This window comes from Arthrobacter sp. zg-Y750 (genome assembly GCF_020907365.1).
In the GTDB taxonomy this organism is placed as follows: domain Bacteria; phylum Actinomycetota; class Actinomycetes; order Actinomycetales; family Micrococcaceae; genus Arthrobacter_B.
On the sequence record NZ_JAJJOC010000016.1, the window covers coordinates 24,475 to 37,060 of the forward strand.

General features: G+C 66.1%; 14 protein-coding genes. 3 read left to right on the top strand and 11 right to left on the bottom strand.

The genetic code is table 11. The features are described from left to right. Positions 1-3: 3 nt before the first annotated feature. The 5 genes from LOC57_RS10975 to LOC57_RS10995 all read right to left on the bottom strand — a co-directional run bounded on the left by LOC57_RS10975 (position 4) and on the right by LOC57_RS10995 (position 3,906). Positions 4-597: a 2'-5' RNA ligase family protein gene (locus LOC57_RS10975; protein WP_331460659.1), complete on the bottom strand. Its 594-nt coding sequence runs from the start codon at positions 595-597 to the stop codon at positions 4-6. A 3-nt stretch (positions 598-600) separates the two neighbouring features. After that, on the bottom strand, positions 601-1,635 hold the full coding sequence (trpS, locus tag LOC57_RS10980; protein WP_227914229.1) for a tryptophan--tRNA ligase: 1,035 nt from the start codon (positions 1,633-1,635) through the stop codon (positions 601-603). 9 nt (positions 1,636-1,644) lie between these two features. Then, entirely contained in the window at positions 1,645-2,511 is an 867-nt protein-coding gene (locus LOC57_RS10985) for an exodeoxyribonuclease III (RefSeq protein WP_229959695.1), read from the bottom strand. 93 nt (positions 2,512-2,604) lie between these two features. After that, positions 2,605-3,096, bottom strand: coding sequence for a hypothetical protein (locus LOC57_RS10990; protein WP_229959697.1), 492 nt, complete (start codon positions 3,094-3,096; stop codon positions 2,605-2,607). A gap of 57 nt (positions 3,097-3,153) precedes the next feature. Next, positions 3,154-3,906: an SDR family NAD(P)-dependent oxidoreductase gene (locus tag LOC57_RS10995; protein ID WP_227914232.1), complete on the bottom strand. Its 753-nt coding sequence runs from the start codon at positions 3,904-3,906 to the stop codon at positions 3,154-3,156. Between the two features lie 158 nt (positions 3,907-4,064). Between LOC57_RS10995 and LOC57_RS11000 the strand changes: the two genes are divergently transcribed. After that, positions 4,065-4,586, top strand: a complete 522-nt coding sequence (locus LOC57_RS11000; protein WP_229959699.1) for an O-acetyl-ADP-ribose deacetylase — start codon at positions 4,065-4,067, stop codon at positions 4,584-4,586. Between the two features lie 12 nt (positions 4,587-4,598). Here the strand turns inward: LOC57_RS11000 and LOC57_RS11005 are convergent, their stop codons facing one another. The 5 genes from LOC57_RS11005 to glyA all read right to left on the bottom strand — a co-directional run bounded on the left by LOC57_RS11005 (position 4,599) and on the right by glyA (position 9,650). After that, positions 4,599-5,432, bottom strand: a complete 834-nt coding sequence (locus tag LOC57_RS11005) for an ABC transporter permease (protein WP_227914234.1) — start codon at positions 5,430-5,432, stop codon at positions 4,599-4,601. Continuing rightward, on the bottom strand, positions 5,429-6,313 hold the full coding sequence (locus LOC57_RS11010) for an ABC transporter permease (RefSeq protein WP_229959701.1): 885 nt from the start codon (positions 6,311-6,313) through the stop codon (positions 5,429-5,431). Before LOC57_RS11010 ends, LOC57_RS11005 begins: the two co-directional genes overlap by 4 nt. After that, positions 6,306-7,271, bottom strand: coding sequence for an ABC transporter ATP-binding protein (locus LOC57_RS11015; protein ID WP_227914236.1), 966 nt, complete (start codon positions 7,269-7,271; stop codon positions 6,306-6,308). The genes LOC57_RS11010 and LOC57_RS11015 overlap by 8 nt, the downstream gene beginning before the upstream one ends. 79 nt (positions 7,272-7,350) lie before the next feature. Beyond that, positions 7,351-8,364: a bifunctional methylenetetrahydrofolate dehydrogenase/methenyltetrahydrofolate cyclohydrolase gene (locus LOC57_RS11020; RefSeq protein WP_227914237.1), complete on the bottom strand. Its 1,014-nt coding sequence runs from the start codon at positions 8,362-8,364 to the stop codon at positions 7,351-7,353. A 2-nt stretch (positions 8,365-8,366) separates the two neighbouring features. After that, a complete protein-coding gene (gene glyA / locus LOC57_RS11025; RefSeq protein WP_442860199.1) occupies positions 8,367-9,650 on the bottom strand; it encodes a serine hydroxymethyltransferase in 1,284 nt (427 codons plus the stop codon). Between the two features lie 309 nt (positions 9,651-9,959). Between glyA and LOC57_RS11030 the strand changes: the two genes are divergently transcribed. Beyond that, positions 9,960-11,117: an FAD-dependent oxidoreductase gene (locus LOC57_RS11030; RefSeq protein WP_229959703.1), complete on the top strand. Its 1,158-nt coding sequence runs from the start codon at positions 9,960-9,962 to the stop codon at positions 11,115-11,117. Here the strand turns inward: LOC57_RS11030 and LOC57_RS11035 are convergent. Then, the gene (locus LOC57_RS11035; protein ID WP_227926917.1) at positions 11,068-11,622 is read right to left on the bottom strand and encodes a GNAT family N-acetyltransferase; all 555 of its coding nucleotides are present in this window, start codon (positions 11,620-11,622) and stop codon (positions 11,068-11,070) included. The genes LOC57_RS11030 and LOC57_RS11035 overlap by 50 nt on opposite strands. A gap of 46 nt (positions 11,623-11,668) precedes the next feature. On the opposite strand from LOC57_RS11035, the gene purU reads away from it, so the two are divergent. Beyond that, the gene (gene purU / locus LOC57_RS11040; RefSeq protein ID WP_442860720.1) at positions 11,669-12,562 is read left to right on the top strand and encodes a formyltetrahydrofolate deformylase; all 894 of its coding nucleotides are present in this window, start codon (positions 11,669-11,671) and stop codon (positions 12,560-12,562) included. The last annotated feature ends 24 nt before the right edge of the window (positions 12,563-12,586 follow it).

Sequence of the window (12,586 nt, forward strand, 5' to 3'; positions counted from 1 at the left end):
GGGCTACCGGGAGACTTCTTTGCCCCCGCCGAGCTGCAGGTGTTCGTGCAGCTTCCACAGCCCCGTGGCGTCGTGCTCGTACAGTCCCACGCAGTCCACGGTGAAGCTGGCGGAATAGCCATCCAGCCGCTGGACTGCTTCATCCATGCTTTGCTCGCTGACATCGTGGGCCACCGTTACGTGCGGGTGGAAGGGGAACGCCAGGTTTCGGGCCAGCGGACCGCTCTGGAACTCTTTATGCAAGGCGATGCACTCGTCAAAACCCTCATCCACGTTCAGGTACACCACCGGGGACACCGGCCGGAAGGAGGAGGTCCCCTGCAGCGTTACGCGGAACGGCTCCTGGCAGGTAGCCACCTCGCGGACGTGACGCAGGGTGGCGTCCCAGTCGGTGGTCTCGGTGGTGGTGACCAACGTGATGTGGGCGGGGATCACGGCAGCCATCGGGTCCCCGAAGGACGCCCGCGCAGCCCGCAGTTCACTTGCCATCGGCTCCGGAACCGCAATGACAATACCCACGCAACGCGAGGCGCACTCAACGGGGTGTCCATCGCGCTCGGCGGCCGGGGCGTGGTCGAAGGATTCGGAGATCTTCATGGGTTACGCCGTCGTGCTGCCCAGCGGCAGGAAGCCGACCTTGTTGTACACATCCGCGAGGGTAACCGACGCCATCTCCCGGGCCTTCCCCGCCCCGACTGCCAGCAGGCGGTCCAGCTCAGCCGGATCATCCAGCAGGTACAGGGCGCGTTCGCGGATGGGCCGGACGTGCTCCGTCACTACCTCTGCGAGGTCCACTTTCAGGTGTCCGTACATCTTGCCTTCGTACTCCTTTTCCAGTGTCTCCACGCTGCGTCCGCTGATCAGGGAGTAGATGGACAGCAGGTTGGAGATGCCCGGCTTCGCGTCCCGGTCGAAGCGGATCTCGCTGCCGTCGTCGGTCACTGCGGACTTGATCCGCTTGGCGATGACCTTATCCTCGTCCAGCAGGTTAATCAGGCCCGCAGGCGAAGCCGCGGACTTGGACATCTTTGCGCCTGGATTCTGCAGATCGTAGATTTTGGCGGCTGCCTTCTGGATGAAGACCTCGGGGACCACGAAGGTCTCACCGAACCGCGAGTTGAAGCGCTTGGCCAGGTCACGGCTCAGCTCCACATGCTGGCGCTGGTCCTCTCCCACCGGCACACCGTGCGGCTGGTAGAGCAGGATGTCCGCCACCTGCAGAACGGGGTAGGTGAACAGTCCCACGCTGGCCGCGTCGGATCCGAAACGCTGTTGCTTGTCCTTGAACTGCGTCATCCGGGAGGCTTCGCCGAAACCCGTCAGGCAGTTCAGCACCCAGGCCAGCTGTGCGTGTTCGGGGACCTGCGACTGCACGAACAGGGTGGCCTTATTCACGTCGACGCCGCCGGCAATATACTGCGCCGCCGTCACCCGCGTGCGCTTGCGCAGGTCCTCGGGGTCCTGCGGCACCGTGATGGCGTGCAGGTCGGGGATGAAGAAGTAGGCGTCGTACTCTTCCTGGAGCCGCACCCAGTTCACGAGGGCGCCAAGGTAGTTGCCCAGGTGAAGCGAATCAGCTGAAGGCTGCATCCCGGAAAGGATGCGCTGACGGCCGGTGGAGGAGTTCGAAGTCATGGGGAAACCTTAGAAGTGGTAGTCGATCACGACGGGGGCGTGGTCAGAGAAACGGGCATCGTAGGTGGCGGCACGGTCAACCACGGCATTGGCTGCACGGGCTGCCAGTTCAGGCGTGGCCATGTGGTAGTCGATCCGCCAGCCGGAGTCGTTGTCAAAGGCCTGTCCGCGCCAGGACCACCAGGTGTAGGGGCCGTTTACCTCTCCGGCCAGCGAGCGGTGCACGTCGGTGTACCCGATCTCGTCGCCGAAGAACCGGTCGAAGTAGGCACGTTCCTCGGGCAGGAAACCGGCACGCTTGACGTTGCCCTTCCAGTTCTTGATGTCCAGCGGGGTGTGGCCCACGTTCAGGTCTCCCACCACCAGGACAAAGTCGCTGGTCTGCGCCAGCGCCGGGAGCCGGACACTCATGGTGTCCAGGAAACGGTATTTGTCCATCTGCTTGGGGGTATCCACCTCGCCGGAGTGAACGTAGGCGCTGACGACGGTGAGAATTTTCTCCGCTCCGTCCACGCTGACCTTGTAGTCGGCTTCCACCCAGCGCCCGGAGCGGGCAAAGTATTCGTCGCCGATGTGCTCGCGGACGGCCACCGGTGCGGTCCGGGAAGCGATGGCGACGCCGGCGCGGCCCTTCGCATCGAGGCATTCGGCGTGCTGGACATGCCAGGTGTCCCCCAGCAGTTCACGCAGGACGGCGTCCGGGGCACGGACTTCCTGCAGGCACAGGATGTCCACATCCCGTTCCGCCAGCCAGTCGGCCATCCCGCGCTTGTAGGCGGCGCGGATGCCGTTCACGTTCACGGATGCGATGCGCAGTGCTGTCCCCGGACGGTCACCGGTTTCCACGGTTGCCGTTTCCTCTGATGCCGAACTCACGCGAATAACCATACTCCTCAGTAGCTGCTCAACCCGAACAGGCGCCGCGGGCATGCCGCAGGGCGCCGGCGGCCGCGGACGGCCGTACCGTTATTAGTCGACGACTGTACCTTCGACCGGGCCGCCGTCGTCCTTCTTGATCATGCCACGGCCGTTGTGCGCGGTGATGTCGATGGTCTCAAGGGCGCGGTCCACCATTCCGCGGTCCGTGTCCAGGTTCTCGCGGATGACCTTGGCCTGGACCTCGATGATCTTGAAGCTGTGGTCCAGCTTCAGGTCACGGGTGCTTTCGTCGACCACCTGCACGCCGCCGCGGGGCGGGGCGGTGGCAGCGGCGAACTTCGCCGTGGCCTTGCGCGTGGCCCCCCGTACGGAGAAGACCACGAAGGTGGCCAGGAACAGCCAGCCAAGCGAGACGATGACTACGATCCAGCCGATGACGTCGTTCTGGTTTGCGGCAAAGACCACCGCCACGAGGAAGATAATGAGCATCACGGTGATGCCTGTGGTGCCCACCTTGCGGCTGATGCCGCGGCCGGGCGTGGACGGGGACGACGGCGTCTTGCCGTTTCGGATCGACTGCATGGTTTTATTCTCTCAAACTTGGACAGGTGCCCGGTGCCGGTTTCGCCAGCAGCGGTTTTACTGCGTGGTGTACGCCCCGTCCACGGCGTACTGGGATCCGGTGACAAAGGCCGCCGCGTCCGAGAGCAGGAACAGGACGACGGCGGCCACTTCCTCTACCGTGCCCAGCCGCCCGGCCGGGTGCAGGCCCACGAGGCCCTCGTAGACTTCCCGCGGCAGGTTCCCCAGCAGCGGGGTGTCTATGTATCCGGGTTGGACGGAGTTGATGCGGATGCCTTTGTCGGCGTATCCCAATGCGGCCGACTTGGTCATACCCACTACCCCGTGTTTGGCCGTGACATAAGGAACAGCGTTGGCATCCCCCACCAGGCCCAGGATCGAGGAGTTGTTGACTATGGCGCCGCCGCCGGCCTGCAGCATCTGCGGAATCTCGTAGTACATGCTGTAGAACACGGAATTGAGGTTGACGTCGATCACCCGCCGGTATCCCTCAATGTCGATGTCCGCGAGCGGGCCCAGCGGTCCCGAGATCCCCGCGTTGTTGAAGGCCAGGTTCAGGGCACCGAATTCGCTGACCGCTAGTTGGACTGCCCCGGAAATATCCGCGGGATTGGACACATCACCCGCCGATGCGACGGCGCTGCCGCCCTTTTCGGTGATCTTCTCCACCACGTCCTGCGCCGCCTGCAGGTCGAGGTCGTTGACCACAACGTTCGCTCCCTCGGCGGCAAGGGCTATCGCCGCCGCCATGCCGATCCCGGACCCTGCACCGGTCACGAGGGCTGTTTTTGCATCGAAAGTTCCGGCCATGGCTGTGCCTCTTTCTCTGGTGGTTCCTCGTCCTGCTTGGTTTCCATGGTCCCGCCGCAAACGGGGTGCGGCAAGGGAAGCAGTGCCCCGCGGGGCAACGCGCACCGCAGCTGGGATCCCGGCTGGTGCCTGCCGTCCGCCGGTGCGACACTGGGCCGATGCATATTGAAATCCGTACCGGCGACATCACGGAGCGCGACACCGATGTGATTGTCAACGCAGCCAATTCCTCGCTGCTGGGCGGCGGCGGTGTGGACGGCGCCATCCACCGGGCCGCGGGACCGGAACTCCTGGCCGCCTGCCGTGAGCTGCGGGCCGCTTCCCTGCGGGACGGATTGCCCACGGGCCGGTCCGTGGCCACGCCGGGGTACAACCTCCGGGCGCGGTGGGTTGTCCACACCGTGGGCCCCAACGCCGGGGCCGGGGAAACGGATCCGGAGCTGCTGCGCTCCTGTTTCCGCACGGCTCTGGCCGCGGCGGAGGAGCTCGGCGCCGAAAGCATCGCCTTTCCGGCCGTTAGTGCCGGAATCTACGGCTGGGATCCGGAAACCGTGGCGGACATCGGCCTTCAGGAGCTCCTCGGCCACGAGCCGCAGAACCTGCAGCACGCAGAGTTCGTGCTGTTCAACGAACGCTTGGCGGAAGTCTTCCGCCGCCGGCTGGCACAGCTGACCGCGTAGCCAGGAACTGCCCTACTTCAGGAACAATGCGCGCAGCCGGACCGTCGTCGCCGTCAGTCCAACGGCAATCATCACCACGAAGTACAGCAGGTGGCCGGCGGTCCCCCAGCTGAAAATGCCCACGCTGATCTGCCGCAGCATTTCCACGCCGTGCCACAGCGGCAGCGCCTGGATCACGGACTGCATCGCTTCGGGGTAGACAGTCAGCGGATAGAAGGTCGCCGAGAGCAGGAACATGGGCAGCATGATCATGTTCACCCAGTCCAGCTGCTGGAAGGTCTTCATATAGCTGGTCACCGCCATGCCGAAGGAGGCAAACCCGAAGGCTATGACCACCGCTGCGGGGATCATTAGCAGCGCCCAGGGCGATGTAATCAGGCCCATGGCACCCATTACGGCAGTAAACCCCGTGGCGTACATCGCTCCGCGCAGCAACGCGAGGAAAATTTCCCCCATGGCCACATCCAGCGGCCCCAGCGGAGTAGAGAGCATCCCCTCGTACAGCCGGGCATAGTTGAGCTTGAAGAACACATTCATGGTGGAGTCGTAGACGGCGCCGTTCATGGCGGACACGGCGAGCAGGGCGGGCGCAATGTAGTTCGCGTAGCCCATCTCCGCTCCCCCGGGCCCGGTAACTGTGCCCACCAGTGCGCCCAGCCCAATGCCCATGGCCACCAAGTAGAGCACCGGCTCCACGAAGCCGCTGACCATGATGCTCCAGTTGGTGCCCCACGTGGCCTTGAGGCCGCGTGCAATCACGGCCCGGGTATTGCGGCCGTAAAGCGAGCCAAGGAAACGGTCCCGAGGGACCAGCGAAGTGGTCGCCGTGGAGTTCTGCGTGCTCATCCGTCCAGCCTCCTGGTGAAGTTGCGCCGGCCCAGGACCAGGCCGACGGCGGCCAGGGCCAGCAGATAGGCAAGGTGCAGGGCGGTCATGGCAGCCGGTTCGGGGTGCCCGTAACTGAGCACCCGGCCCAGCTCGGTGGAATGCCACAGCGGTGAGATCCAGCCGATCCACCGCACGCCGAGCGGAAGGTTGTCCAGCGGAAAGAACGTTCCCGAGAACAGGAACAGCGGCATCACGATGAAGCGCTGGACCATGGCGAACTGGCCCTTGTCCTCTTTGAGCGTGGCGCTGAACGCCAGCAGCGGCAGGCCGAAGGCCAGCCCTGCCAGCAGGGCGGTGAAGACCATCAGCCAACCGGTGCCCGGCTGCGGAACGGCACCGAACAGCAGCAGGAACAGGTAGTAGATGCCGGTGGTCAGCAGGAGACGGAAGGCCAGGCCCAGCACGTGGCCGGAGGCTATCTGCCCGCTGGAAAGCGGCGAGGCGTTGGGACCGTAGTAGGTGCGGTGCCATTTGAACCCGCCCATCACCGTGTAGGTGTTCTCCTCGCTGGAGACCATCAGTGCGGCGGTGGCTACCAGGGCCGGGCCAAGGAACACCAGATAGGAGACAGTGGACCCGTTGCCGCCGGGAAAACCGGCGTCGGAGTTGGCATCAATCAGTACCGCCAGCCCGGTGCCCATGCCCAGCAGGTAGACCAGCGGGGTACCGACGGCGGTCATCAGCACCGTCCACTGGTAGCCGCGCATCCGCCGGATCCACATGTCGGCGTAGTAGAAGGCACCGAAACGGCGCGCCTTCGCTGCGGTCTGCAGCGGTGTCAGCGGGGAACGCAGCCCCAGCACGGCGTGCCGGGATTCTTCGGCTGGGAGCTTAGTCAATGAGGCTCCTGCCGGTCAGCCGGAGGAAAACATCCTCCAGCGAGGAACGCCGCACCAGCGAGGTGATGGGCCGCAGCCCCCGGGCCGTCACTGCATCCAGGGCGTCTTCGCCGTCGTTGGCGTAGATCAGCACCCGGTCCGGAAGGGTTTCCAGCCGTTCCCCGATGCCTTCCAGATCCGCGGCCACGGTGGTGTTGCGGTCGGAGCCAAAGCGCAGCTCCACCACTTCGCGGGTGGAATGCTCGCGGATCAGGGCAGCCGGGGAGCCCTCGGCCATGATGGCGCCCTTATCCACCACGATCAGCCGGTCGCAGAGCTGTTCGGCCTCATCCATGTAGTGGGTGGTGAGGATCAGCGTGACCCCTGCTTCCTTGAGCCGGAAAAGCCGGTCCCAGAGAATGTGCCGGGCCTGCGGGTCCAGGCCGGTGGTGGGTTCATCCAGCAGCAGGATCTTCGGATCATTGATCAGGGAGCGGGCAATGGTCAGCCGCCGCTTCATGCCGCCGGAGAGGGAATCCACGCGGGCCTTGGCCTTATCGGTCAGCTGGGCGAATTCCAGCAGTTCGTCCGCTTTGGGCTGCAGGTAGCTCTTGGGCAGCCCGAAGTACCGTCCGTAGGCCAGCAGGTTGTCCCGGACGCGCAGGTCCTCGTCCAGGTTGTCCTGCTGCGGCACCACGCCCAAGTGCGCGCGGACCTCCGGGCCGTAGGTGTTGGGGTCCAGTCCCATGATGCTCAGCTCGCCGGAGGTCCGCTGGGACACCCCGCCGATCATTTTCATGGTGGTGGATTTGCCGGCCCCGTTGGGTCCGAGCAGGCCGAAGGACTCCCCCGGCGGTACGTCGAAGGAGATGCCGTTGACGGCAGTGAAGTCGCCGTAGGACTTGGTCAGGTTCCGGGCGGAAATAACGTAGTCGGAGCGGGTTTCAGGGACAGTTTTGCTTACTGTGATCTGCGGCACTTGAGAAAGTGTAGTGGACGCGCCACGGGCCGGTGCCTCTGCGCCTGCACCGGCCCGTCATACTGCGCTTAAACCTTCCCTAGGCCAGGACTCCGGCCTGCCGTTCTGCCGCTTCCACCACGTTGGACAGGAGCATCGCCCGGGTCATGGGCCCCACCCCGCCCGGGTTCGGCGAAATCCAGGCGGCGACGTCGGCCGCTGCCGGCTCCACGTCCCCGGTCAGCGTGGTCTTGCCGGTCTCGGGGTCGGTGACCCGGGTGACGCCGACGTCCAGGACAATGGCACCGGGCTTGAGGTCCTCGGCCTTGATCATCTCGGGGAAGCCTGCCGCGGCCACCACGACGTCGGCCTCGCGCAGGTGCTCGAACAGGTCAACCGTTCCGGTGTGCGCCAGGGTGACCGTGGCGTTGATCGGCCGGCGGGTCAGCAGCAGTCCCAGGGGGCGGCCCACGGTGACGCCGCGTCCCACCACCAGCACGTTCTTACCGGTCAGTGAAATGCCGTTGCGGACCAGCAGCTGCACAATCCCGTGCGGGGTGCACGGCAGCGGTGAGGTCATCGGCTCGCTGACGTTGAGCACCAGCCGGCCCAGGTTGACCGGGTGCAGGCCGTCGGCGTCCTTCTCGGGAGCAATCCGCTCCAGCACCGCGTTGGTGTCGATGTGGGCCGGCAGCGGCAACTGCACAATGTAGCCGGTGGTGGCCGGATCCCCGTTGAGTTCGTCGATGACCTTTTCCAGGTCCGCCTGGCTGATGTCTGCCGGCAGGTCGCGGCGGATGGAATTGATGCCCACCTGCTTGCAGTCCTTGTGCTTGCCTCCCACGTAGGAATGGCTGGCCGGGTCATCGCCCACCAGGACGGTGCCCAGACCGGGGGTGATGCCGTGTTCGTCCTGCAGCGCCTTCACCCGACCCGCGAGCTCCTCCTTGATCTCCCGCGCGGCCGCACGGCCGTCGAGGATCCTGGCCGCAACCGGGGTGCCGAACTCCGTTTTTTCCTTGGCCTCCCAGCCGAGGTTCACCCCGGTCTCTTCGGGGCTTTCGGAAACGGCGGCCTTAGTGACGCTGCCCTCCATATTGGTTCCTTTCTCCATGGTTACCATTCCTCCTGTCCGGGGTAGAGCGGAAAGTCCTCCGCCAGCGCGGCCACGCGGGCCCGCAGCGAGTCGACGTCGGGTGCCGGCATCAGGGCGGCCGCGATGATTTCGGCGACTTCGGTGAATTCGGCGGCGCCAAATCCGCGGGTGGCCAGCGCCGGGGTGCCGATCCGCAGCCCGGACGTGACCATCGGCGGGCGCGGGTCGAACGGGACGGAGTTGCGGTTCACGGTGATGCCCACCGAGTGCAGCAGGTCTTCGGCCTGCTTGCCGTCCAGTGCGGAGTGCCGCAGGTCCACCAGGATCAGGTGCACATCGGTTCCGCCGGTCAGCACGGACACGCCGTGCCCGGCAACGTCCGGCGCGTTGAGGCGGTCGGCAATGATCCGCGCGCCTTCAAGCACCCGTTCCTGCCGCTCGCGGAACTCCTCGGACCCGGCAATCTTGAAGGCCACGGCCTTGGCGGCAATAACGTGCATCAGCGGCCCGCCCTGCTGCCCCGGGAACACGGCGGAGTTCAGCTTTTTGGCGTACTCCTGCTTGGCCAGGATCATGCCCGACCGAGGTCCGGCAAGCGTCTTATGCACAGTGGAGGTCACGACGTCGGACGCCGGGACCGGGTTTGGGTGCAGCCCGGCGGCCACCAGGCCGGCGAAGTGGGCCATGTCCGTCCAGAGGTAGGCGCCCGCTTCATCGGCGATGGACCGGAACGCGTCGAAGTCCAACTGCCGGGGGTAGGCGGACCAGCCGGCAACAATGACCTGCGGGCGTTCGGCCAGGGCCTGCTCGCGGACCTTGTCCATGTCCACCCGGTAGGTCTGCTCGTCCACGCCGTAAGCCGCAACTTCATACAGCTTGCCGGAGAAATTCAGTTTCATGCCGTGGGTCAGGTGCCCGCCGTGGGCCAGGTTCAATCCCATCAGCTTGTCGCCCGGCTGCAGCAGGGCGGCGAGCGCTGCGGCATTGGCCTGCGCTCCGGAATGCGGCTGGACGTTGGCAAATTCCGCACCGAAAAGGGATTTCGCCCGCTCGATGGCCAGGTTCTCGGCCACGTCCACATACTCGCAGCCGCCGTAGTAGCGCCGGCCGGGGTAGCCCTCGGCGTACTTGTTGGTGAGCACCGACCCCTGGGCTTCAAGGACGGAACGCGGAGCGAAGTTCTCCGACGCGATCATCTCGAGGGTGCTGCGCTGGCGGGACAGTTCGTCATTAAGCACTGCCGCGATTTCGGGATCGACATCGGACAGGGGCGCGTTGGTGACGGGCTGGGTGGATACTCTCACGTGGATCTCCTGGGAACTGGGTTCTCTATAGGTCAGGCTACCTGCCGGCACGGCCGCGGTCGGTGGGTGGGCACCGGCCGGGCATGGCAAACAGTTCAACGTGACCCGCGGCCCAGGCGTGCGATCCGTGGTCTTGAAAACACCTTCCGCCATGGCGCAACGCCGGGGGCAGTAAGGTGCCGTGCCGCTCCCTGGTGGTAATCCACCCGACGCCAGTCGCGACGCTCCCCATCCTAGCCTCCCTCTGCCGCTGCGGGCCGGAATACCGGAAAGGAGCCGAAGGTTAGGGTTCAGCAGGGAAGCGAGGCAATGGACTTGGAGGCGCAGGTGCACGCTGAGGGCCAGGTACAGACGGACGTAGTGGTGATCGGGGCCGGACAGGCCGGACTCAGTGCCGCCTACCACCTGCGCCGGCGCGGGCTGGCGGCCGGTAGCGGGTTCACCGTGCTGGACGCCAATCCGGGACCCGGCGGGGCTTGGCGGCACCGCTGGGACTCGCTGACGTTCGGCGCCGCGCATGCCCTGCACGATTTGCCCGGCATGCCCCTGGGTGTTCCGGATCCGACCGAACCGGCGTCAGCGGTGGTTACCCGGTATTACGGGCGGTACGAGCAGGAGTTCAGCCTCGGCGTCGTGCGCCCGGTGGCGGTGGTGTCGGTGACGGAGGGCGACGGCGGGCGGCTGGCCGTCCACGCGGCGGACGGGCGGCAGTGGCAGGCACGTGTTGTCATCAATGCCACCGGGACCTGGGACCGCCCCTACTGGCCCTATTACCCCGGGCGGGAGCTCTTCCGCGGCCGACAGTTGCATACCCATGATTTTCGCAGCACCGATGAGTTCACCGGGCAGCGGGTGCTGGTGGTGGGGGGCGGGACCTCGGCCGTGCAGTTCCTGCTGCAGCTGGACGGGGCGGGGGTCTCCACAGTGTGGTCAACCCGCCGGCCGCCGGAATTCACCCGGCGGGCGTTCGACGCCGAGTGGGGCCGGGCGGTGGAAGCCCGAGTCAGTGCACGCACCCGCGCCGGCCTTCCGCCGCGGAGCGTGGTCTCCGCTACAGGCCTGCCGCTGACCCCCGAGTACCAGCGCGGCATCGAGGCCGGTGTGCTCGTCTCGCGGGGTCCCATCAGCCGGCTGACCGCAGACGGCGTGGTTTTTGCCGACGGTTCGGTTGAGGGTGTGGACTCCATCCTGTGGGCCACGGGCTTCCGGCCCGCCCTGGACCATCTGGCGCCCCTGCACCTGCGTGAACCCGGCGGGGGCGTCTTGATGGACGGGGTGCTGGTGGTGCGCGAACCGCGGCTGCTCCTGGTGGGCTACGGGGAGTCTTCTTCCACGCTGGGGGCTACCCGCGCAGGCCGGGCCGCGGCGCTGGCTGCGGCGCGGCTGCTGGCCGCGGGGCAAACGCCGCAGGCGGGGTCTACCGGGGCTGCCGGGGCTGCTCCAGCTCTTCCCACTCGAACCGGCTAAGCGTGCCCTGTTCCCAGTCCCGGCGCAGGATGGCGTAAACCACGGTGGCCACGTACCGCCCGTCCTCGAGCTGCCAGTCCTCCCGGTAATGGGCTTCCTTGAGGAAACCGGACCGCAGCAGGGTCTTGCGCATGGCGATGTTGTCTTCGCGGGTGCGGCCGGCAAAGCGGTGGATCCCGGGGTGCTCGTCAAACACCTTGCCGGTCAGCGATTTCAGCACCGGCACCGCATTGCCCCGGCCGCGGAAACGCTCCACCAGACGCAGGTCCAGCACCGGCGTGGGTGTGCCCAGGTCTTCCAGGATCACCAGGCCCATGCGCTGGTTGTCGCCGAAGACCCAATAGGTACACACACCGTCGCCGTCGAACCGTCCCTCGATCAGCAGGCGCCGCACCAGCTCCTCGGACGGTGCCGTAATCCGGTGGTAGGGGAAACTGTTGGTGGTGAGGAAGCGGACAAGCTCTTCTTCATCCTTGTCGGAAAGCGGCAGGAACGTCACATCCATGTGCCCAACCCTAAGCCTGCCCGCCCCAACCGGTAACCTAGCTAGGGTGACGCACCTGATCCCGACTTCTCCCGGCGGCACCGGTTCCGGCTCCGCACCGGGCACGTACACGCTGGCGCTTTCCTGCCCGGACCGTCCCGGCATTGTCCACGCGGTCAGCGCCGCCCTCGTGGCCGCAGAAGGGAACATCACCGAGTCCGCCCAGTACGGTAGCCCCGAGACCGGTTCGTTCTTTATGCGGGTCGAATTCACCTCGCCGCGCTCCTACGCGGAAGTACGCGCCGAACTGGCCGCGGTGGCCGGCCAGTTCGCCATGGCCTGGGAACTGCACGCCACCGGCCGCCGCGTCCGCACCCTCATCATGGCTTCCACTTCAGGCCACTGCCTCAATGACCTGCTTTTCCAGCAGCGCGCAGGCACGCTGCCCATCGACATTCCGGCCATTGTGTCCAACCACCGCGAGCTCGAATCCCTGGCCGATTTCTATGGTGTCCCCTTCCACCACATCCCGGTCACTGCGGACACGAAGCCGGAAGCCGAGGACCGGCTGCGGGAGCTGATGGATCAGCTGGACATTGAACTGGTGGTCCTGGCCCGCTACATGCAGATCCTCAGCGACCGGCTGTGCGCGGATCTGGCCGGGCGTGCCATCAACATCCACCACTCCTTCCTCCCGTCCTTCAAGGGTGCCCGCCCCTACCACCAGGCCCACGCGCGCGGCGTGAAGCTCATCGGCGCCACCGCCCATTACGTCACGGCCGACCTGGACGAAGGGCCCATCATCGAGCAGGAAGTCATCCGGGTGGACCACTCCCGCTCCGCTGCCCAGCTCGCTGCCCTGGGCAGCGACGTCGAGGGCCGGGCACTGTCCAAGGCCGTGCAGTGGCACGCCGAGCACCGGGTGCTGCTGGACGGCAAGCGGACTATCGTCTTCACCTAGGCTCGTGCCGCCGCAGTACGCTAA